Origin of the sequence: Sphingobacterium spiritivorum ATCC 33861, assembly GCF_000143765.1 — a bacterium.
Taxonomy (GTDB): Bacteria; Bacteroidota; Bacteroidia; order Sphingobacteriales; family Sphingobacteriaceae; genus Sphingobacterium; species Sphingobacterium spiritivorum.
The window spans coordinates 263,867-285,634 of record NZ_GL379776.1 but is presented as its reverse complement, the minus strand read 5'-3'; the positions used below and the strand labels follow the sequence as shown (position 1 = coordinate 285,634).

23 protein-coding genes are annotated in these 21,768 nt (G+C 39.7%); 17 read left to right on the top strand and 6 right to left on the bottom strand.

The features are described from left to right. The first annotated feature begins 11 nt into the window (after nucleotides 1-11). From HMPREF0766_RS20235 to HMPREF0766_RS20200, 8 genes are all read left to right on the top strand, one after another. Nucleotides 12-668 (top strand): hypothetical protein, encoded by a 657-nt coding sequence (locus HMPREF0766_RS20235; protein WP_003001578.1) that lies wholly within the window; start codon nucleotides 12-14, stop codon nucleotides 666-668. Nucleotides 669-717: 49 nt separating this feature from the next. Next, a complete protein-coding gene (locus tag HMPREF0766_RS22630; RefSeq protein ID WP_003001577.1) occupies nucleotides 718-1,074 on the top strand; it encodes a hypothetical protein in 357 nt (118 codons plus the stop codon). A gap of 5 nt (nucleotides 1,075-1,079) precedes the next feature. Further along, the gene (locus HMPREF0766_RS22625) at nucleotides 1,080-1,376 is read left to right on the top strand and encodes a hypothetical protein (protein WP_003001575.1); all 297 of its coding nucleotides are present in this window, start codon (nucleotides 1,080-1,082) and stop codon (nucleotides 1,374-1,376) included. Between the two features lie 49 nt (nucleotides 1,377-1,425). Continuing rightward, the gene (locus HMPREF0766_RS22620) at nucleotides 1,426-1,782 is read left to right on the top strand and encodes a hypothetical protein (protein ID WP_003001573.1); all 357 of its coding nucleotides are present in this window, start codon (nucleotides 1,426-1,428) and stop codon (nucleotides 1,780-1,782) included. 129 nt (nucleotides 1,783-1,911) lie between these two features. Then, nucleotides 1,912-2,085 (top strand): hypothetical protein, encoded by a 174-nt coding sequence (locus tag HMPREF0766_RS22615; RefSeq protein ID WP_236590448.1) that lies wholly within the window; start codon nucleotides 1,912-1,914, stop codon nucleotides 2,083-2,085. 50 nt (nucleotides 2,086-2,135) lie between these two features. Further along, a complete protein-coding gene (locus HMPREF0766_RS20210; protein WP_003001569.1) occupies nucleotides 2,136-2,795 on the top strand; it encodes a hypothetical protein in 660 nt (219 codons plus the stop codon). Between the two features lie 462 nt (nucleotides 2,796-3,257). Then, a complete protein-coding gene (glmS, locus tag HMPREF0766_RS20205) occupies nucleotides 3,258-5,096 on the top strand; it encodes a glutamine--fructose-6-phosphate transaminase (isomerizing) (protein WP_037460966.1) in 1,839 nt (612 codons plus the stop codon). 84 nt (nucleotides 5,097-5,180) lie between these two features. Continuing rightward, complete coding sequence (locus HMPREF0766_RS20200; protein ID WP_003001566.1) at nucleotides 5,181-7,370, top strand: DUF4954 family protein; 2,190 nt, start codon at nucleotides 5,181-5,183, stop codon at nucleotides 7,368-7,370. A 139-nt stretch (nucleotides 7,371-7,509) separates the two neighbouring features. Here the strand turns inward: HMPREF0766_RS20200 and HMPREF0766_RS20195 are convergent, their stop codons facing one another. Genes HMPREF0766_RS20195 through HMPREF0766_RS20185 form a run of 3 tightly spaced genes read right to left on the bottom strand, consistent with a single transcriptional unit; the run spans nucleotide 7,510 to nucleotide 9,175 of the window. Beyond that, a complete protein-coding gene (locus HMPREF0766_RS20195; protein ID WP_003001564.1) occupies nucleotides 7,510-7,713 on the bottom strand; it encodes a YqaE/Pmp3 family membrane protein in 204 nt (67 codons plus the stop codon). Between the two features lie 42 nt (nucleotides 7,714-7,755). Beyond that, entirely contained in the window at nucleotides 7,756-8,514 is a 759-nt protein-coding gene (locus tag HMPREF0766_RS20190; RefSeq protein WP_003001562.1) for a sulfite exporter TauE/SafE family protein, read from the bottom strand. Nucleotide 8,515: 1 nt separating this feature from the next. After that, nucleotides 8,516-9,175 (bottom strand): HAD family hydrolase, encoded by a 660-nt coding sequence (locus HMPREF0766_RS20185; RefSeq protein ID WP_003001560.1) that lies wholly within the window; start codon nucleotides 9,173-9,175, stop codon nucleotides 8,516-8,518. 145 nt (nucleotides 9,176-9,320) lie between these two features. Here HMPREF0766_RS20185 and HMPREF0766_RS20180 point away from each other — a divergent pair, with 145 nt between their 5' ends. The 4 genes from HMPREF0766_RS20180 to HMPREF0766_RS20165 all read left to right on the top strand — a co-directional run bounded on the left by HMPREF0766_RS20180 (nucleotide 9,321) and on the right by HMPREF0766_RS20165 (nucleotide 15,093). Beyond that, nucleotides 9,321-11,843 carry a phosphocholine-specific phospholipase C gene (locus HMPREF0766_RS20180; RefSeq protein WP_003001558.1) on the top strand — a complete coding sequence of 841 codons (2,523 nt, stop codon included), beginning with the start codon at nucleotides 9,321-9,323 and terminating at the stop codon, nucleotides 11,841-11,843. 58 nt (nucleotides 11,844-11,901) lie between these two features. Continuing rightward, nucleotides 11,902-12,288 (top strand): hypothetical protein, encoded by a 387-nt coding sequence (locus HMPREF0766_RS20175; RefSeq protein WP_037460963.1) that lies wholly within the window; start codon nucleotides 11,902-11,904, stop codon nucleotides 12,286-12,288. A 122-nt stretch (nucleotides 12,289-12,410) separates the two neighbouring features. Then, nucleotides 12,411-14,285, top strand: a complete 1,875-nt coding sequence (locus HMPREF0766_RS20170; protein WP_003001552.1) for an Nramp family divalent metal transporter — start codon at nucleotides 12,411-12,413, stop codon at nucleotides 14,283-14,285. 19 nt (nucleotides 14,286-14,304) lie between these two features. Further along, nucleotides 14,305-15,093, top strand: a complete 789-nt coding sequence (locus HMPREF0766_RS20165) for an SDR family oxidoreductase (protein ID WP_003001549.1) — start codon at nucleotides 14,305-14,307, stop codon at nucleotides 15,091-15,093. Nucleotides 15,094-15,126: 33 nt separating this feature from the next. On the opposite strand, the gene HMPREF0766_RS20160 is transcribed toward HMPREF0766_RS20165, so the two are convergent. Together HMPREF0766_RS20160 and HMPREF0766_RS20155 are read right to left on the bottom strand one after the other, a co-directional pair. Next, nucleotides 15,127-16,011, bottom strand: a complete 885-nt coding sequence (locus HMPREF0766_RS20160; RefSeq protein WP_037461008.1) for a PPK2 family polyphosphate kinase — start codon at nucleotides 16,009-16,011, stop codon at nucleotides 15,127-15,129. A 165-nt stretch (nucleotides 16,012-16,176) separates the two neighbouring features. Continuing rightward, nucleotides 16,177-16,767, bottom strand: coding sequence for a YceI family protein (locus HMPREF0766_RS20155; protein ID WP_037461006.1), 591 nt, complete (start codon nucleotides 16,765-16,767; stop codon nucleotides 16,177-16,179). Nucleotides 16,768-16,932: 165 nt separating this feature from the next. On the opposite strand from HMPREF0766_RS20155, the gene HMPREF0766_RS20150 reads away from it, so the two are divergent. The 3 genes from HMPREF0766_RS20150 to HMPREF0766_RS20140 all read left to right on the top strand — a co-directional run bounded on the left by HMPREF0766_RS20150 (nucleotide 16,933) and on the right by HMPREF0766_RS20140 (nucleotide 19,223). Then, a complete protein-coding gene (locus HMPREF0766_RS20150) occupies nucleotides 16,933-17,556 on the top strand; it encodes a hypothetical protein (RefSeq protein ID WP_003001537.1) in 624 nt (207 codons plus the stop codon). Further along, nucleotides 17,538-18,266, top strand: coding sequence for a DUF3307 domain-containing protein (locus tag HMPREF0766_RS20145; protein WP_003001533.1), 729 nt, complete (start codon nucleotides 17,538-17,540; stop codon nucleotides 18,264-18,266). The genes HMPREF0766_RS20150 and HMPREF0766_RS20145 overlap by 19 nt, the downstream gene beginning before the upstream one ends. Before the next feature lie 282 nt (nucleotides 18,267-18,548). Continuing rightward, nucleotides 18,549-19,223, top strand: a complete 675-nt coding sequence (locus HMPREF0766_RS20140; protein WP_236590449.1) for a sterol desaturase family protein — start codon at nucleotides 18,549-18,551, stop codon at nucleotides 19,221-19,223. Nucleotides 19,224-19,273: 50 nt separating this feature from the next. Here the strand turns inward: HMPREF0766_RS20140 and HMPREF0766_RS20135 are convergent, their stop codons facing one another. Further along, the gene (locus HMPREF0766_RS20135; RefSeq protein ID WP_003001527.1) at nucleotides 19,274-19,852 is read right to left on the bottom strand and encodes an O-methyltransferase; all 579 of its coding nucleotides are present in this window, start codon (nucleotides 19,850-19,852) and stop codon (nucleotides 19,274-19,276) included. A gap of 79 nt (nucleotides 19,853-19,931) precedes the next feature. Here HMPREF0766_RS20135 and HMPREF0766_RS20130 point away from each other — a divergent pair, with 79 nt between their 5' ends. Together HMPREF0766_RS20130 and HMPREF0766_RS20125 are read left to right on the top strand one after the other, a co-directional pair. Further along, nucleotides 19,932-21,065 (top strand): serine hydrolase domain-containing protein, encoded by a 1,134-nt coding sequence (locus HMPREF0766_RS20130; protein WP_003001524.1) that lies wholly within the window; start codon nucleotides 19,932-19,934, stop codon nucleotides 21,063-21,065. A gap of 145 nt (nucleotides 21,066-21,210) precedes the next feature. Further along, nucleotides 21,211-21,708: a hypothetical protein gene (locus HMPREF0766_RS20125; RefSeq protein WP_003001521.1), complete on the top strand. Its 498-nt coding sequence runs from the start codon at nucleotides 21,211-21,213 to the stop codon at nucleotides 21,706-21,708. Nucleotides 21,709-21,768: the final 60 nt, after the last annotated feature.

Sequence of the window (21,768 nt, the reverse complement as noted above, 5' to 3'; positions counted from 1 at the left end):
ATAAAATTAAGATGAGATATATTATTTTTCTACTGTTTTTTGGTATTTCGGTCCATTCCTATGCTCAGCTTAAAATCTTTGTTACCAAGGAGAAAAAACAGATGGATTATGACGGTTACCTGCTCTGTCTAAAGGTGATCAAAGACGGAAAGAGTTATGAGACAAAGCCTGGAGATTACTATAGTTGGTTTTATTTCCTTAATAACTTTGAGTTAAAGGACAGGGTCAGAATACTAAAGAAGCTAAGCAAGTATTTTGATGATTATTCCCTTTGCAGTAAGGCTGTGGAGCCCGTATTTCCGGGAGTAGGAATTCCTATGACTGCAGATCGGTTTTCAACAGAAAAGAAATACAGCATTGCTGTAGAGGCAATGTTTCTAATCAACTGGATGATATTTGGCGATCATGCCTGTTTTATGTCTACCTATCCTATTTTATACAATAAAAGACAGGAAGTTCATATTGCCTATAATGATGTAAAGAGTATAAAGAAAATGGCTGCTGTATATAAGGCCTGGATCCGTAAAAAGGAACAGGGCGAAAAGATGTCCTTGTATGATATATTTCAGTTTAATGATGAAGATATTATCTGGGGGGGAAGTCAAAATTTAGAAGACCCATCTGCAAAGAGACTATTTGAAGACAGTTTTAAAATGGATGATTTTTAGAATAAGTTTTTTTACCTGGATTCGTAAAAAATAAAACAAAGATAAAGCCATGAGATATATTATTTTTCTACTGCTTTTTGGTATTTCCGTACATTCCTATGCTCAGAAACTCAAAATATTTGTTACCAAGGAGAAAAGCCACCTGGATTATGATGGTTACCTGCTCCGTTTAAAAGTGATCAAAGACGGGAAGAGTTATGAGACAAAACCTGGGGATTATGAAAGTTGGTTCTATTTTCTTCGGAATTTTGATTTAAAGGACAGGGTCAGAATATTAAAGAAGCTAAGCAAGTATTTTGATGATTATTCCCTTTGCAGTAAGGCTGTAAAAGCTGTTTTTCCGAGAGTAGGAATTCCTATGACTGCTGATCGCATTTTAACAGAAAAAAATACAGCATTGCAGTAGAGGCTATGTTTTTAATCAACTGGATGATATTCGGGGATCATGCCTGCTTTATATCTACCTATCCTGTTTTATACAATAAAAAACTGGAAGTTCATATCGCTTATAATGATGTAAAGAGTATAAAGAAAATGGCTGCTGTATATAAGGCCTGGATCCGTAAAAAGGAGCAAGGTGAAAAAATGTCCTTGTATGATATCTTTCAGTTTAATGGTGAAGATATTATCTGGGGAGGAAGTCAAAATTTAGAAGACCCATCTGCGAAGAGGCTATTTGAAAATAGCTTTAAAATGCACAATTTTTAGAATAAATTTTTTTACATGAATTCGTAAAAAATGAAACAAAGATAAAGCCATGAAATATATTATTTTTCTACTGCTTTTTGGTATTTCCGTACATTCCTACGCTCAGATTAAAATCTTTGTTACCAAGGAGAAGAAACAGCTGGATTATGATGGTTACCTTCTCGGTTTAAAGGTGATCAAAGACGGGAAGAGTTATGAGACAAAACCTGGAGATTATTATAGTTGGTTTTATTTTCTTAATAATTTTGATTTAAAGGACAGGGTCAGAATATTAAAGAAGCTAAGTAAATATTTTGATGATTATTCCCTTTGCAGTAAGGCTGTAGAGCCCGTATTTCCGGGAGTAGGAATTCCCAGAACTGCAGATCGCTTTTCACAACAGAAAAGAAATACAGTATTGCTGTAGAGGCTATGTTTTTAATCAACTGGATGATATTTGGCGATCTTACCTGTTTTATGTCTACCTATCCTGTTTTATACAACAAAAAACTGGAAGTTTCATATCGCTTATAATGATGTAAAGAGTATAAAGAAAATGGCAGCTGTATATAAGGCCTGGATCCGTAAAAAGGAACAGGGTGAAAAGATGTCCTTGTATGATATATTTCAGTTTAATGGTGAAGATATTATCTGGGGGGGAAGTGAAAATTTAGAAAAAGAGTCAACAATTACTGCTTTTGAAAAAAGTTTTAAAATGGATGATTTTTAGAATAAGTTTTTTTTACATGAATTCGTAAAAAATGAAACAAAGATAAAGCCATGAGATATATTATTTTTCTACTGCTTTTTGGTATTTCCATACATTCCTATGCTCAGAAACTCAAAATATTTGTTACCAGGGAGAAGAGCCACCTGGATTATGATGGTTACTTGCTTCGTTTGAAGGTGATCAAAGACGGGAAGAGTTATGAGACAAAACCTGGGGATTATGAAAGTTGGTTCTATTTTCTTCGAAATTTTGATTTAAAGGACAGGGTCAGAATATTAAAGAAGCTAAGTAAGTATTTTGATGATTATTCCCTTTGCAGTAAGTCTGTAAAAGCCGTTTTTCCCAGAGTAGGAATTCCCAGAACTGCAGATCGCTTTTCAACAGAAAAGAAATACAGCATTGCAGTAGAGACCATGTTTTTAATCAACTGGATGATATTTGGGGATCATACCTGTTTTATGTCTACCTATCCTATTTTATACAATAAAAGACAGGAAGTTCATATCGCTTATAATGATGTAAAGAGTATAAAGAAAATGGCTGCTGTTTATAAGGCCTGGATCCGTAAAAAGGAACAGGGTGAAAAGATGTCCTTGTATGATATCTTTCAGTTTAATGGTGAAGATATTATTTGGGGGGGAAGTCAAAATTTAGAAGATCAATCTACTGTAAGGTTTTTTGAAAACAGTTTTAAAATGGATGATCTTTAGAATAAGTTTTTTTACATGAATTCGTAAAAAATGAAATATAAATAAAGCCATGAGATATATTATTTTTCTACTGCTTTTTTTTTGGTATTTCCGTACATTCCTATGCTCAGAAACTCAAAATAATTGTTACTAGGGAGAAGAAACAGGTGTCAATTATTTTTTCTGTGTCAAAGATAATGGTGTTCGCAAATGAGAAGTGCGATTATTGGATTTTTTTAATTTATCTTTCTATAAGGCAAAATCACTTTTTACAATTTTTTTAGCTTGGTTTTATCCGGAATAAGCCTACTCTACACGGTGTTTTTATATTCTGTTTACCCTCCTTGTTACACTTTTCTGCACCCTAAAAGTGCGTTAATTTAAAGCAATCCGTTAAAAGTTTATTAAAGTTGTTAATGTTAAGCAATCGATTGCGTGAATTTTATATTTTTGGGCAGACTTTATGAGAATATTAATCAATTTATGTGTGGAATTGTAGGATACGTAGGCGATCAGCATGCCTACCCCATTATTATTAAAGGGCTGAAGCGACTGGAATACCGAGGTTATGACAGCGCCGGAATTGCACTGCACCAGCAAACAAAGCTGGGGGTGTATAAGAAAAAAGGAAAAGTAGCCGAACTCGAAGAAGAGGCACTTGGTAAAGATATCAGCGGCACGATCGGAATAGGGCATACCCGTTGGGCAACCCATGGTGAGCCGTCAGACCGAAATTCACATCCCCATGTGTCCTCTTCAGGAAAACTAGCTTTGGTGCATAACGGGATTATTGAAAATTATGCGCAGATCAAATCTGAACTGATCAAAAAGGGCTATGAATTTCATAGTGATACCGATTCAGAAGTATTGCTCAATTTTATCGAAGATATCCGGATCAATAACGAATGTTCTCTGGAAGAAGCCATTCGTATAGCGCTGAAAAGAGTAGTAGGTGCATATGTGATTCTCGTCATCGATGAGGATGACCCCAATACGATTATCGCAGCCCGTAAGGGAAGTCCTCTGGTTATAGGTATTGGCAAAGGCGCACATTATCTGGCATCCGATGCTTCTCCGATGTTGGAGTACACCAAAGAAGTGGTTTACATCAACGACTATGAACTTGCCATTGTAAGACCGGACGAACTGATCCTCAAAAATCTGGGCAATGAGCGGATCACGCCATATGTACAAAAACTTGATCTGGAACTTTCGGCTATAGAAAAAGGTGGATTCGAACATTTTATGATCAAAGAAATCTTTGAGCAGCCGCAAACGATCTACGATTGCCTGAGAGGTCGTCTGGATCTGGTACAGATGGATATTCATATGAAAGGGATCGAGGAACAGGCAGAGGCACTGAGCCGGGCCCCCCGTATTATTATATTAGCCTGTGGTACCAGCTGGCATGCGGGGCTGGTTGCTGAATATATTATTGAAGAACTCTGCCGGATAAATGTTGAAGTCGAATATGCTTCAGAATTCAGGTACCGAAATCCCATTATCAATCCGGGAGATGTTATTATTGCTATCTCGCAAAGTGGCGAGACCGCCGATACGCTGGTCGCTATAGAAACAGCCAAATCCAAAGGAGCGATTATCCTGGGTGTAGTTAACGTAGTAGGGTCATCGATCGCAAGAGCATCACACGCAGGAGCGTATACCCATGCCGGTCCGGAGATTGGTGTAGCCAGTACAAAAGCTTTTACAGCACAACTTACCGTGCTCACGATGATGGCACTCAAGATTGCTAAAATAAAAGGGACAATCACTGATGAACGGTTTGCGAAGCTGCTTATAGAATTGAATGCTGTTCCGCAGAAAGTCAGTGATGTGCTGAAGAACCATACCGACATAGAACGTCTGGCCGAAAAACTCACTTCGGCTAAAGGCTTTTTATACCTGGGACGCGGATACAATTTTCCAATAGCGCTCGAAGGCGCATTAAAACTAAAGGAGATCACCTATCTGCATGCAGAAGGGTACCCTGCAGCAGAAATGAAGCATGGACCGATAGCATTGGTAGATGAACACCTTCCTGTCGTATTTGTAGCTACTAAAGATGCTTATCACGAAAAGATCGTCAGTAATATGCAGGAAATCCGTGCACGTAAAGGAAGAGTATTTTCTGTCATTACCGAGGGAGATGTGATCTCACCAGCATTATCTGAAGAGATCATGATTGTGCCGGAGGCAGATGAGATTATTGCACCTATACTCTCCGTAATTCCGTTGCAGTTACTTTCCTACTATCTGGGAGTGCTAAAAGGTCTGGATGTAGATAAGCCCCGAAATCTTGCTAAATCAGTAACAGTAGAATAGCGACTATAACTACCCTGTGAATAGAAGCGAAAGTGTCCGGATAAGTATTCCGGACGCTTTTGTTGATTTTATTTTTCCTTCTATATGAATAAAATACAAAAAGGTAAGCTTTCCAACCTGGGAAAACAATTTATCAAAGCCGAATATCTGGCACCCGGACAGGACGAATATGAATTACGTTATGAACAATTGCCACAGAGTGACAGGTTTCGTCATCTGACGCAAGAGCAGATCCAAATACTACGAAGCAATGGTAATACCGCTGATGAATGGTCCAATATCCTGGTCACGGATCACTTTATTCCGGAACAGATTCGCGGATGCAGATTCTACGGACTGAATCGTATCGGAGATATGGAACCGATTTATCTGGATTATCGGGAATTGCGTCTGCCCACAGGAATCTATCATTCTACCATAGTCAGTTGTGATATTGGTAATCATGTAGCCATTCATGAAGTTTCCTATATGTCTTATTTCATTATTGCAGATGAGGTGATCCTTTCCAATATCGATGAAATGCAAACCAGTTCAAAAGCAAAGTTTGGCAATGGTATTCTACGTGCCGGGGAGTCTCCTGATGTACGCGTCGCATTAGAACTTCGCAATGAAAACGGCGGGCGTAAAGTATGGCCGTTTGACGGAATGCTGTTGAGTGATGCCTACTTGTGGACACGTCACAGGGATGATGAAATCTTTCAGTCCAAACTGGAGCAAATGACCAATGCACGCCATACTTCCAAAAGGGGTACATACAGTACAATTGATACCGGTACAGTTATCAAAAACTGTCAGGTTATTAAAGACGTCAGAATTGGCGGGCAGGCGTACATCAAAGGAGTCAATAAATTAAAAAATGTTACCATTCATTCTTCGGAGACCGCACCTACACAGATCGGAGAGGGCTGTGAGCTGGTCAACGGAATTATCGGAGAGGGCTGCAGGATTTTCTATGGTGTCAAAGCAGTACGGTTTATTCTGGCGGCACATTCCCAGTTAAAATACGGTGCCAGGCTCATCAATTCATTTTTAGGTGAAAATTCCACAATCTCCTGTTGTGAAGTGTTGAATTCCCTGATCTTTCCGGCTCATGAACAGCATCACAACAATTCGTTCCTCTGTGCATCTCTGATTATGGGACAAAGTAATATGGCGGCAGGCGCCACAGTAGGTTCCAATCACAATTCCCGTTCACCGGACGGAGAGATTGTTGCCGGAAGAGGATTCTGGCCCGGACTGTGCGTGAGTCTTAAACACAATTCCCGTTTTGCATCTTATACCCTTATTGTAAAGGGAGACTTTCTGTATGAGATGGATATCCGTATCCCATTCTCACTGGTGAGTAACCATACCACAGAAGATCGTCTTATTATTGTGCCCGGATACTGGTTTTTACATAATATGTATGCCTTGGCACGCAATCCCAGTAAATATGAAGCCAGAGATAAGCGATCAGAAAAGAAACAATATTATGAATACGATATTCTGGCACCTGACACCATCAATGAACTTTTCGAGTCCTTGCAGATCATGAAAACAGCTGTAGCAAAAGCGTATTATTCTGCTGAAATATTAGCTGATCAGGAAGCGATACTGCGGGGGGCGGAAATCTTAGAGTCAGACGAAGATATCAGTCATCTGGATATTTTGCTGGATCATTTTGAAAATTCCAAACGAAAGGTTCAGCTTATGAAAGTAAGACAGGGGTATAAGCTGTTCAAAAGACTGATCCGCTATTACGGAGCCTCGGCATTAGCGGGGTACAGTGATCAGATGGAACATACACTTCAGCTGCTTCAGCAGGAAGTATCATGGGAAAGAGAAGACTGGGTAAATATCGGGGGACAATTGATTCCGGCATCCAGATATAAGGAACTGATCCATCAGCTCAAAACAGATCAGCTCAACTCCTGGGATGAAGTCCATGCCTATTACTTTGCACAAAGCGACCAATATCAGCAGGATAAAACCATACATGCAGTGTCAGCATTGGCCGAACTGAACAATCTGAAAGTTTCTGAGATCACAAAGGAACATTTGATTGTTTTATTTGAAGAAGCGTTGGAAATCAAACAATGGATCACGGAGGAGATTTATCAGACACGGGCTAAGGATTATCAGAATTCATTCCGGATGATGGTTTATGATTCTAAAGAGGAAATGGACAAAGTAGTGGGAGCTTTGGAAAACAATAGTTTTATCAGGCAACAGAAAGAAGAATTCAAGTATTACCAAGAGCGTATTGCAGATAAGATAGCACAGCTGAAATCCTGATACCCTGATACGCATAAAGGAGCTTTGAAGTGTCTGAAGCTCTAGGCTGCCTGAATGAAAAATAGTTATTACAGATTCACTATCCGGGTTTGCTGCTGCATATATGGTCAAACCCGGATAGCGTTCCAAATCAAAGTTATCAACGATTGGTTCTGTTAAAATTACGTTGCATAGAGCGCATTCGTGCTTCATTTTTACCATCTACACGCGAAGCTACTGCCCAGATTGCTGCGGGTAGCCAACCGATCAATGTACATTGCAGTATCAGGCATAATATACCTGAAAAGATCTTTCCTCTCAGAAAAAAAGAAAGCCAGGGCAACAACACGGCTATTAAAATCATGATATTAGGTTTTTTTTAATTATAGGTAAATATAAGTATAATTTACAATATGATCAGCAGCAGGGCAGAAACAGCTACTAAAGCCATGGCCAGTATCCGGAATTGTTTTTCCGGAATTACTTTTATAATACGGATACCCAGATAGCCGCCTAATAGAATAAAAGGAATAGCGAACACGTTCAGAATAATCCCTGCCCAGGAAAGATTGTGCCACACAAATAATTGCAAGGGAATCTTGGTATAGTTTAATATCATAATAAACCAGGCGCCGGTAGCGACAAATGCGTATTTAGGTAATTTGCGGGACAGCAGATATACCGATAAGGCTGGCCCTGCAGCATTTCCGATCATGGTTGAAAATCCCGCAATAAATCCAAACAGCGGGGCGTACCAGCTCTTTTCTGCCACAGTTGAGACCGATTTACTCTTTTCCATCCAGATCATAATACCTACACCACTCAGGATACATATGCCCATTAATACGCGGAATAACTGGTCATCCATATTATTGGCCAGAAACAGACCACCCAATAACCCTACAAAAGCAGCAGGCAACATTCCTTTGATCTCCGACCAGCGGAATTGCTTTCTGTAGTAGATCACCGCAATCAGATCGGCCATACAAAGTAAGATGAGGACAATTCCCGTAGAATAGCGGGCTCCGAACAAAAAAGCAAACAGGGGTACAGCAAGTGTACCTATATTCTGTACACCTGTCTTGGACATTCCGATGAGCATCGCACAAAAGAAGTACAATACCCAATGATACGGAGAGTGCAGCAGATCAAAAGCTTCCTGCATATCAGCTGTTGATCAGCTCTTTTACTTTCTGAGCTGTTATTTCGGTATAATCAGAGATGTATGCATCACAAGGAGGCAACTGTTCCCGTGTATGTGAACTCAATACGCCGACTACTTTCATACCTGCATTCAAAGCTGCAGAAATACCGGAATAGGAATCCTCAAACACCAGACATTGTGATGGATATACCCCTAATCTTTCAGCCGTTAACAGATATACCTGTGGATCAGGCTTGTGCTTTGTGACATTTTCACTGGAGAGCATAGATTCCATCTTAGGGCCGAATTGCAAACCTTCTACGATAAGATCCAGATTGGCTTTAGGAGCCGAAGTTGCTACAGCAGTTTTGAAACCTTCCTGTTTCAGTTCATCCAGAAATTCAGGAAATCGTGCTATCGGCGTAATCTCAGACTTATAAATCTGTCTGAACATATCTTCCTTTTCAAATTCAAGACGCAGAAGTTCTTCTCCTTCTACAGGCCTTTTGAAGAAATAGCTCATAATATAGCTGTTATGTTTGCCATACATATGATCCTGAAATTCCTGTTCGCTGCTTTCGATATTATATTTGTTAAAAAATGCCTCGAAGGCTTTAGCATGATATGGATTTGTGTGACAAATGACACCATCCATATCAAAAATTACAGCATATTGACTCATGGGGCAAAGATAGAATTTTTAGAAGAGCACATTGTGATAAAAACGTCAAAATCAGTCACACAACTATTACAAAGTCCGGCCTAATGTTCTTTTAAAATATATGTAGATTTATGCTACCTTTTAATACATCAACTTATTACCTTCTATGGAAAGCAGAAGAGAATTTATCCGAAAGTCTATCCTTTTCTCGGGAGCAGCAGGTCTTGCAACCGTTATGCCCGCATCTATTCAACGAGCACTTGCAATTGATCCGGATCCCGGCAGCACGTATCTGGATGCAGAACATGTAGTCATTCTCATGCAGGAAAACCGATCTTTTGATCATACACTTGGAAGTCTTTCAGGTGTTCGCGGGTTCAATGATCCGCGGGTGGTAACACTTCCTGATCAGAATCCGGTCTGGTTTCAGACAGATCACTTAGGAAAGACCTATGCACCGTTTCGGTTGAATCTTATGGGGAGCAAAGTGACCTGGATAGGTTCCCTGCCACATTCCAGAGCCAGTCAGGTAGATGCCTTTAACGGTGGTAAGTATGACCAGTGGCTGACATCAAAAAGATCCGGAAATAAGAAGTATGCGGATATGCCGCTGACACTGGGGTATTATTCCCGCGAAGACCTTCCTTTTCATTATTCACTAGCCGATGCATTTACAGTCTGTGATCAGAATTTCTGTTCAGGCATGACCAGTACCACTCCAAACCGTTCTTTTTTCTGGACCGGAAAGATTACACAGGAGCTTGATGGTATGCAAAAAGTAAATATCCGCAATGATGATTATGCTTACGGCAAGCATACATGGAAAACATTTCCGGAGCTATTGGAAGAAAATAAAGTAGCATGGAAATTTTATCAGAACGAAACAAGTTGTGGGGGAGGTTTTGTAGGAAAAGAACGCTCGTGGTTATCTAATTTTGGTTGTAACCTTTTAGAATTTTTTGAAGCATACCGAGTCAAATTTAAGGATTCTTATCTTGATAATTTAAGGAAGCAGGTGGAGAAGTTACCGGGCGAAATAGGAAAACTGGAAGAGGCCAGTCCTTCTTCTTCGGAAGAATCTGCACGGATAAGAGAAAGTCTGAAGAACAAGCAGGAGGCTTTAAATAAAGCTGAAGAAGAGTTAAAAATGTATAGTGCTGAGCAGTACAACAAGCTAAGCGCATTTGAAAAATCCCTTAATCAGCGTGCATTTGTCACGAATAAGGAAGATGCAGACTTTCGTTCATTAGAAAAGCTAACCTTTAATGAAAATGGAAAACTGCGGGAGGTAGAAGTGCCAAAAGGAGATATCCTGCATCGGTTCAGGGCAGATGTTACAGCCGGTAAACTGCCGGCAGTCTCCTGGCTGGCTGGGCCGCAGAATTTTTCTGATCATCCCAGTGCACCCTGGTACGGAGCCTGGTATGTATCCGAAGTGCTGGATATTCTGACCCAAAATCCCGAAGTCTGGAAGAAAACTATTTTTATTATCACCTACGATGAGAATGACGGATATTACGATCATATTCCGCCTTTTTCAATTCCGGATAACAATAAACCTGAAACCGGGAAATGCTCTGCGGGAATAGATACAGAAATTGAATATGTACGTCTGGAAAATGAACTGAAACAGGGAATTCCTAAAAAACAAGCCAGGGAAGCACCAGTAGGATTAGGATTTAGAGTGCCGATGTATATTGTCTCCCCGTGGAGCCGGGGAGGTAAGGTCTGCTCGCAGGTATTTGATCATACCTCTTCACTGCAGTTCCTTGAAAAGTTCATTAACGCCAAATACAATAAGTCCATCCACCTGGATAATATCAGTGCATGGAGAAGAACCATATGTGGTGACCTGACATCTGCATTTACGCCTTTCGAATCAGCGAAAGATCAGCTTCCGTTTCTAAACAGAAACCAATACATTGAGAATATCTACAATGCACAGTTTAAAGAGGATCCTTCAGGGTTTGAGGAATTGACAAAAGCCGAAATCAAAGCAGTTCAGCAAAAACATACCATCAGTAAATTTAACCGTCTTCAGGAGAAAGGACAGCGAAGATCTGCAGCTCTTCCATATCAGTTTGACGTATTCGGAAAAGTCGCCGACGGACAGTTAACGATGCATATGGAAGTTTCTACTGCAATTTTCGGTACACGTACAGCAGGTGTGCCGCTTACCGTATATGCACCCGGAAAATATATACAGCGCAAAGGAGAGGAACCTGAAATCTGCCGAAACTGGAATTTTGCTGTAAAAGCCGGCGACCGTCTGGATTATCAATGGCCAGTGGCTTCATTCGAAGACAATAAATATGCACTACGTGTACACGGACCAAATGGCTTTTACAGATCATTCTCCGGTGAAGCCTCTGATCCGCAATTGCTGGTCAGGATCGTTCCGGAGCAGAAAAGTATGACTAAATCAGCTACAGGCAATGCCGTAGTGCTGATCGAAAACCTGGGGAATAATCCTTTACGTGTACATCTGGTATCCAAAAATTATAAGGATGTAAATATAGACAGAGAGATCAAAGGTAAGACCGAAGTTCAGATTGCTCTGGATCTGTCTTCATCCGGAAGCTGGTACGATCTGAAACTCACGTTGCCTGATTATAAAAACTTTGAACGGCATATGGCCGGACGTATTGAATCCGGGAAAGAAACAGTAACGGATCCATTATTATCCTGATCTGAAAAACCATTTGGCTAATCATTTTGTTATCTTTTTATACAAAGGAGATAAGACTATGATCAATAATGAGGATAACAATAAGCAAGGTAAAACAGACGAAGAAAAAGATAATCTGGCTGATAACCTGAGTTATAATACAGAAAAGGACAGTTACGAGCTGGATGTTGATGATGACGATCCGGATTATGATCATCCTGCGGACTATGATACACTGGCAGAAGGGGCGGAAGATGATGATTCTACCTATGATGACTCCAATCCCTTTGTCGGGGATGAATATGCAGATGAAGATGACCTGGAAGCAGACGATTGGGAAAAGGAAGGTATGCATGAGACTGATGCGGAACATCTCAGAGTATCCCGCAAAGATCAGGAGCTCTCACGTACAGCTGAAGACCTGAGAGATGATCTCGATGAAGAAGGATATCCAAAAAATGATTAAATAAATGACAGGCTCTTATTTCAAAATATGAGCCTGTTCATTTTGTTATCTTCTGTTATCAGTTGTATTGTTAAATTTTTATATTTACAACATAACCTTCAATAAGGCAGTATGGTGACAATATGCATGATGATCCGCAACATAAATCTTTAGCCGATATCCACGAAAGTGTGGATGTGACAAAAGGCAAAACCAAATGGAAAAGAGTTCTTAGTTTTTTCGGTCCGGCTTATCTGATCAGTGTCGGATATATGGATCCCGGAAACTGGGCTACAGATCTGGCCGGAGGAAGCCAGTTCGGGTATGCACTGATCTGGGTCTTACTGATGAGTAATATCATGGCCTTATTGCTCCAGAGTCTGTGTGCAAGACTGGGAATCGTTCGTGGAAAGGATCTGGCACAGTGTAATCGGGAGACTTATCCCAAAAGAATGAATTTTGCCCTTTACGTACTGGCCGAAATCGCAATTGCAGCCTGTGATCTGGCGGAAGTGCTGGGGATGGCAATAGGGCTAAATTTACTTTTTGGTATCGATTTGCTATGGGGAGTATTGATCAGTTTTGCAGATACCTTTCTGCTGCTGTATCTACAGAAACTGGGGATGCGCAAGATGGAACTCTTTATTATCGGATTGATATCCATGATCGGGATGTGTTTTATGGTCGAAATGTTCTTCGCCAAACCGGATTTTACGGAAGTCGCCAAAGGATTTATACCCAGTATTCCCAATAGTGCAGCACTATATATCAGTATAGGTATTATCGGAGCCACAGTAATGCCTCATAACCTCTATCTGCATTCGGCACTTGTCCAGACACGCAAGATACCCAGGGACAGCCTGTCAATAAAGAAAGCATTAAAGTACAATTTTTTCGATAGCGCTATTGCGCTTAATCTGGCTTTCTTCGTTAATGCCGCAATACTGATCCTGGCAGCTGCGGTATTCCATAAAAACGGGATGCATCAGGTAGCAGATCTGGAAGATGCCTACCATCTTCTGGGAACAACATTAGGGACAGAGTGGGCGTCCAAATTATTTGCAGTTGCACTTATTCTGGCAGGGCAGAGTTCTACCGTGACCGGTACACTTGCCGGACAGATTGTAATGGAAGGGTATCTTCGGCTGCGGATCAGTCCTGTGCTCAGACGCATTATCACGCGATTGCTGGCTATTGTACCGGCCGTGCTTGTTATTCTCATCGCAGGAGAAGGACAGGTCGGATCACTGCTGATCTTTAGTCAGGTATTATTAAGTATGCAGCTGGCGTTTGCAGTCGTACCGCTGATTCATTTTGTGAGTGACCGGAAAAAGATGGGCGAATTCGTAATCAAACCTTATGTACGGATAATGGCGTGGACCATTGCAATAATTATAGCTGTCCTTAATTTTCAGCTGGTCTATGAAGAAGTAAAAGGATGGATTGAAGAACTGGATAATATCTGGTGGACCATCGCCCTTATTTCCGGAAGTATAGGATTAGCCTTATTATTACTGATGACATTCTTCTATCCGATATGGCATAAACGCAGACCTACAACAGTAGAAGTACATCCTCCGTTTGAGGAACTCGTATTTAGTGAGGTTAATCCTTTTCATCATATTGTGGTTGCTCTGGATTTCTCCTTTTCAGATACCAAAGTAGTGGAATATGCCCTGCAGTTGTCCGATAAAAATACCCGTTTTGTATTGGTACATATTGTAGAAAGTGCATCTGTGAAATATACAGGAGGAGAATCCGGAGACTATGAATCCCGTAAAGATCTGGAACGCCTGATGAAATACGTCGGGTTCTTTAAAGAAAAAGGATATGCTGTTGAATATGAATTAGGGTATAATAATCGGGTGAAAGCTATTGCAGATATTTGTCTGGCGCATGATAGCGATCTGCTTATTGTAGGAAGTCACGGACATACGGGAGTAAAGGATTTTGTATTCGGAGAGACTGTAAATAAGCTGCGGCATGCTGTCAAAATTCCTGTTTTTATTGCACAATAATATTTAGAAAAGAATCACTATGAAAATATCACTGATTGGAAAAACGGCTATGGTAGGGGGAAGCACCTCCGGTATTGGTAAAGCAATTGCAATCGCATTGGCAGATTGTGGTGCTCATGTAATTCTTGTAGCCCGAAATGAAGAAAAATTAAAAGCGGTACAGGATATACTGGATACGACACATGGGCAACAACATGATCACCTTGTTGTGGATTTCAGTTTGTTTGAGCAGGCGAAAGATAGGATTGCCGCATTCTTTTCAGGCAAAAAGGTAGATATTCTGGTCAATAATACAAACGGCCCCTCTGCAGGTGGAATTAGGGAAAAAGCAGCGGAAGATTATCAGCAGGCTTTTGACTTGTTATTTCAGTATACAGTGTATACCACACTTCATGCATTACCTCATATGGAAACGAATCAGTTTGGCCGTATTATCAATGTGTCTTCCATGACTGTGAAGGAGCCGCAGGATACACTTGTACTTTCCAATACGATGCGTACGGCGCTGGTAAGCTGGAGCAAATCACTTTCCAGGGCAGTTGCTGCTCATCAAATTACAGTGAATACGGTTTTGACAGGTTATTTTGATACCGATAGGTTAAATAGTCTTATGGAAATACAGGCCGGGAAGATGCAGTTAAGTTTTGAAGAAGTGAAAGCCAAAAGAGTAGATGCTATTCCAATGAAGCGTTTGGGTAAGCCCGAAGAATATGCCTCACTGGTCGCTTTTTTAGCGTCAGATCATGCCGCTTATCTGACAGGTACAGCCATTCAGCTGGACGGAGGATTAATGACAGGAATGTTGTAGTCAACAGCTCCTGTCATTTGTCTTTCTCTATATTTACTCATTTTCGAGTTGATTCTTGTATTTCTTTATATGGCCCTGGATTTCTTCACTTAATTCCGGGTATTTGATATCAGTATATTGCTCTAATACTTCCAGCATAATCTGTGCGACCAGATAACGCGCTGTCTCTTTACAATCGGACGGAATAATATACCAGGGTGTTTTCTTTTTGGAAGTATGCTGTATTGCCTCTTCATAATATTCCATATACTTGTCCCAGAGCTGACGTTCTGAAAGATCACCGGGTGAGAATTTCCACTGGTGTTTTTCTTTCTCCAGTCTCCTCAAAAGTCGGTTTTTCTGCTCATCCTTGCTCAGATTCAGAAAAAATTTGAAAAGGATAGTCCCATTCTCAATAAGATGATTTTCAAAGTTAGTGATTTGCTCATAACGTTTTTCCCACAGCTCATTCGTTACATCTTTTTCTTCCCGGATGTCAGGAAGATTCTCACTCAATAAATAGGAGGGGTGCACGCGTGTCACCAGTACATTTTCATAATGCGTCCGGTTAAATACCCCGAATTTCCCTTTTTCGGGTAACGCGATATAATGTCTCCACAGGTAATCATGCTGATGTTCTTTTTCCGAAGGAGTCTTGAAACTTTGTACATCCACACCTCTTACATTGAATTTGGCAAAGACTTCCCTTATCAGACTGTCTTTACCAGCAGTATCCATACCTTGCAGACATACCAATACATTATATTTATCATGCGCATACATGACATCCTGTAGTTTGCTGAGCTTTTTGCGTACATCCTTTAATCGGGCTGTCGCTTCATCTACACTTATTTCTTCTGAAATATCAGTAGCATGATCGCTGATCTTGAAATTTTTAGAGGCCTGAAGCCTTTTGGAGTAATTCGTTTTAGGGCTCATAATATCGACGTTTCCTATAAAAATATTAAATTTTGTCCACAAACGGTGACCATTGCAGCAAATAGTTTCAGGCATAAAAGATACTTTCTATGTAAAGTGCCCGTGAACAAAAAAAGTCTTTACCCGTCAGAAGTAAAGACCTTTTATAATAAGAGTCAGAAAGGATTATTGCTGTACCAGTTCGGTATTGACCGTGATTGTTACATCCGAACCTACAGCAGCTACTCCAGAAGGCAGTTTGTCATTGTATCTGATCCCGTAATCCAGACGGTTTATTTTTGTAGTAGCCGTAAAACCTGCGCGTGTTTTACCCCATGGATCTGTAATGTTCTGACCATTTTGTTTTACATCAAAAATAACGCGTTTAGTCACATCACGAATTGTAAGATCAGCTTCTAATTTTAACTTACCGGCTTTGTCTTTCTTTAGGGATACAGATTTCAATGTAATTACAGGATACTTCTCTGCATTGAAGAAATCATCAGATTTCAAATGTTTGTCTCTGGCTTCGATACGTGTATCGATACTGTTTACATTGATTTTGAAATCGACCTTTGCATTTTCAAATCCAGTTTTTGTAGGCGCGTCGACTGAGCCTTCAAAAGAATTAAATTCTCCGTCAACAAAGCTGATGCCCAAATGTTCAACGGTAAAACGTACATTAGTGTGTGCAGGATCTACAGCCCATTTTACCTGAGCGACTGTAACATTCATTGCCCCAAATAAAGCAATGATAAGCGGAAATAGTTTTTTCATGATCATTAATATTAAATAAGTGTTATAACATGTATTTTTTCAAAGTATGCAAATGTCTTTAATTAAAATCAAATATCCTAATGATTTGTTTTGAAAATAAAATAATCATTATATATAGTGATAATTATAATTATCACTATATTTGTTGATAGTCTTTGTAATATTATGAAAAACAAGAAGTTAATAGCAGTAATAACGGGAGATTTGATAAATTCAAGAAAAGTGGATGCAGCTGTATGGATGCCTGTATTGGATGAAACTTTAAAGCAGATCAGCAGCCGGTATGATATTTACAGAGGAGACAGCTTTCAGTCAGAAGTAGAATTACAGCAGGCTATAAATCATCTTTTTTATATTAAAGCAAAGATAAAGAGTCTGAAAAATCTGGATGTACGGATGACTATAGGTATCGGAACTATCGACTATCAGGATGCACATGTGAGGACATCAGCAGGTGAGGCTTTTTTACACGCTGGTGAACGATTTGATGCGCTAAAGAAGGATACTGTAGCCATCAGGAGCCCCTGGCCCGATCTGGATGAAGGGTTAGAGTTGATGTTGCAACTAAGCATGGAAATTGCAGGAAGATGGACAGAGAATATGGCGGAAGCAGTTGCTGTAAGTCTTAAGCATCCGGATATGAATCAGCATGAGCTGGCAGCAGTGTTGAACCGCAAATATCAAAGTCAGGTAAGTACAGAGCTTAACAAAGCCGGATATTCTAAAATAAAACGCGTCATTGATTATTGTACGGAACAAATCGTAAAAAAATGTTATATACAGGACTGATCTTACTGATCGCTCACATATTGGGTGATTTTGTCTTCCAACCAAAAAAATGGGTAGAGGGAAGAGCGCATCACATCCGTTTTATTTTTTATCATGTATGTGTTCATGCTGCATTGTTATGTCTGTTTTTCGTCAGAGATTTACAAAATTGGTGGCCGGCAATAGCTGTGATTGTTTTGTCTCATCTGGCCATTGACAGTCTTAAAGTTTCCCTGGAACGCAAAATGACAGGCAGCCCTCTATTACTGTTCAGCATTGATCAGACACTTCATTTAATGGTGCTTGCCTCCGTTATGGGATGCCACTATGGCATTCCGGAAAGTTTAGTAGCTTCCGTATGGTCTGTACATGCACTGATACTGGTTGTGGGTTTGCTGTTGACCGCTTTTGTCTCTCCAATTGTCCTTCGTGTCTTTTTTAGCAAGTGGAATCAATCTGACGAGGTCAATGCCCAGCGACAGGATTCACTGATTGATGCAGGCTGGATCATAGGGGTACTGGAACGTCTTCTGATCGTGTTTTTTATAAATATCAATTTTTTAGAAGGCATAGGCTTTTTATTAGCTGCTAAGTCGATTTTTAGATTTGGGGATTTAGCTAATGCAAAAGATAAAAAATTTACTGAGTATGTATTGGTTGGTACATTAGCTAGCTTTGTAATGGCAATAGGAACAGGTTTCCTGATCAAATGGCTGCTGCAGATGGTGTAGCTGATTCTTCCTAACCAATAAATAGTACGTTTAAACCTGATGGTTTACCTGTAGCTGCATATTGTTCTTTAGCTTATCATAATTTCGATTTCGGAAAGTTATTTAATTTCGATTTTCTATTATATAATTGCTAAATACGAGACACTTCAATGATTTATTTTAAATAAATCTTTATATTTGCAGATTAAGTACACAATCTGACTTTTTGATGATTTTCATTATAAAGTCAGAATTGTAGCTTTGTTGTTCAAGTTTTAGTGGTTAGATTCTTATCAAAAGGAAATGGCAAAGAGAAATTACATATCAAATTCTACGGAATCCACGCGAATGTTTAAAAGTGATTTTTTAGAATCGTTGACTAAGGTTCACTATTCTGTACCGATTATATTTTATCTTCCGGTCATCATATATTTTTCATGGAAGGCTATGGGCCCGGGTGAAATGAGTGTATGGATGTATATCGGATATTTTGTTTTCGGTCTCGCTTTCTGGACTATTTTTGAGTATGCCTTGCATCGCTGGGTCTTTCATTATCATCCTAAAGGAAAATTTTTAAAACGTGTTCACTGGATCTTTCATGGCATTCATCACGATTATCCCAAGGACCGTCTTCGTCTGGTAATGCCGCTGTCAGCGAGTATTCCATTGGCCACACTGGTATATTTTATGTTTAGTTTGTTTTTTAGTAACGAATTTATACTGGCTGCGTTTTTTGCTGGTTTTATGATTGGCTACCTTATCTATGACGAATCTCACTATGCTATGCACCATGCCAATTTTAAAAGTGGTATAATGAAACGTATCAAACAACACCACATGTTGCACCATTATCAGGATCCTGAAAAAGGATTCGGAGTAAGTTCAGCAGTATGGGATGTCGTGTTTGACTCTGGTTTTGAAGATAAAAAAGAGAAAAAAAGCGAGAAAGAACAAGCGGAAAAAGAACATCTTTCGTAAAATCAAAAAAGCAGTAACGGTAATGTTTTTTGCATTACTGTTACTGCTTTTTATCTTTTGACAGCAACGATTACACCTGTAGACCAGTGCAGACGTGTAAGGCAGAGATCAGCCCGGATATCCAGATCTCGAATAAGATTACGAACTTTTTGATCATGTCCCTCCGGCCAGTTGGGCTGCGGTAAAAGGTCATCTATAAAATAAATGCCCCCTCTGTCCAGCATATCCAGACATGTAGACAGTTCCAGAAACTTACCATGCCAGGTATCCGCAAAAATAAAATCAAATTTTAATTCCTTATTTTCAAGCAGCCATTCTCCTGCGTCCTGCTGTACCAGTGTAAGACGAGGATCTGAAGACAGATATTCCTGCGCGATAGTCAGAAAAGCCGGATCATGATCCACAGACAGTAAAGTCGAGCTTTCATCCATGCCCGACAATAGCCAGGAAGTCGAAAGACCCGTACCGGTACCCAGCTCTAAAAAACGGGCATTCGGCTTTGAAGCAGAAAGCGTTTTCAATAAGGAGCCTGTATGGATATCACTGGCCATGTTAAAGCCGGAATTACGTGTTTTAAGAAGGATATCCGTGAATTTATCCGGATAGGAGTAGGTATCAGAGTTTAACATATTTTCAGCCTATGGTTAGCATAAAATGGATCAGATATATAAAAATATGTAAATTAGATGAGATTATAGCCTTAACACCATGTCTGATATCCAAAAAATTATATTCTCCCTGCTTTTTATATTTTCTTCAACAGGTATTCACGCCCAGCATTCCCGAACGGCAAAGTCCATACAGGAGATTGCTGAAAAATATCAGGCAGTAGGGGTGGCTGCAGTTGTGGTGAAAGACAGTAAGATTGTATTTACCAACAATTACGGTTATCAGGATCAGGACATGCGGCAGTTACTCAATGACTCCACATTGTTCAGAATCGCTTCTATCTCAAAATCATTCTCCGCTACTTCTGTTATGCAGCTGATTGAGGAGGGCCGGTTATCACTGAAAGATGATTGCAGTCAATTGATCGGTTTCCCAGTACGCAATCCAAAATTTCCTGAGCAGGTCATAACAGTGGAAATGTTACTGTCACACACATCAGGTATCAATGATAAAAACGGTTATTTTGATTTGGATGTAATCAATCCGCAAAAGAATAAAAACTGGTCTGATAGTTACAACGACTATGCGCCGGGGCAAGGTTACCAATACTGCAATCTTAATTTTAATATGGTTGGTGCTATAATAGAAAAAGTCACAGGTCAGCGCTTTGATCAGTATGTGGCAGAACATGTCTTGCACCCGTTGCAGCTGTATGGGGGCTATTGTGTGGATTCTTTGGATCGTTCCAGATTTGCCACCTTATACACTTACGAGAACGGAAGTTTTGTAGCACAGCGTGCAGCCTATAATCCGCGTAGTGAAGAGATACGTAACTATACATTAGGACATTCTACACCTGTATTTTCACCGACAGGTGGTATGAAAATTTCAGCTGTGGATCTTGCCAGGTATATGATCATGCATATGAATTACGGTCGGGGTAACGGCAAAAAAATAATAAGCAAAAAAAGTGCAATAGCGATGCAGACCAAACGAAGTGATAATGAAAATTACGGTCTGGCGCTTTGGAGTACAGATAAACTTATTCCTCATGTAAATCTTACGGGACATACAGGTTCTGCGTACGGGTTATACAGTACAATGTTCTTTGATCCGAAACATAAATATGGTTTTGTCGTTATTACAAATGGATGCAGGCTGTCCGAAACCTCCGGATATAATCGGATGTTACAGGAGATTGTGAATCTCTTATACCAGGATTGTATTAAATAAAGGTTTTATAGCCTGATTGGCGCGAAATTTGAATTTAACATTTATACTGACGTAACTTTTAGAAAATATCTATATCTTAATATTGGTAAAATTATTCGTTACACAGAAAATGATATCATATTTAATAACGTAAACTCTAACTATTATGCACAAACTCATTTTAATAGCTTTATTGATTATTGCAAAGTCGGCATATGCCCAAAAAATGAATTTGGATCAGATGAGAAAAGATTTCAATAAAGGCGTTAAAAATGAAGAACTCTGTAAGAGCCATCTGGAGGTTTTGAAAAAGAATGCTAAATCTCCTGAAGAGCTGGGTTATTATGCTGCATATCATATGTTTATGGCCAATCATACCGGCAATCCTTTCAAAAAAATGAGTTATTTCAAAGGGGGAAGAAAAATACTGGAAGATGTAATTAAGAAAAATCCGCAGAATATAGAATTACGTTTTATCCGCTTATGTATTCAGTTTTATATCCCTAAGTTCCTCAATTATCATGATAATATAGAGACAGACAAAGATTTTGTTATGAATAACCTCTATAAAATGAAAGATAACGATGTAAAGTTGTTGATCTTTAATTATTTAAAAGGAGCTAATATGTATACCAGTGAAGAGCTGGCTCTTCTGGGAAGATAAGGATACTCCTTTTTTCTGTTTACCTATCGTAAAATTGTCTCAAAACAAGCTTTTTGGAGT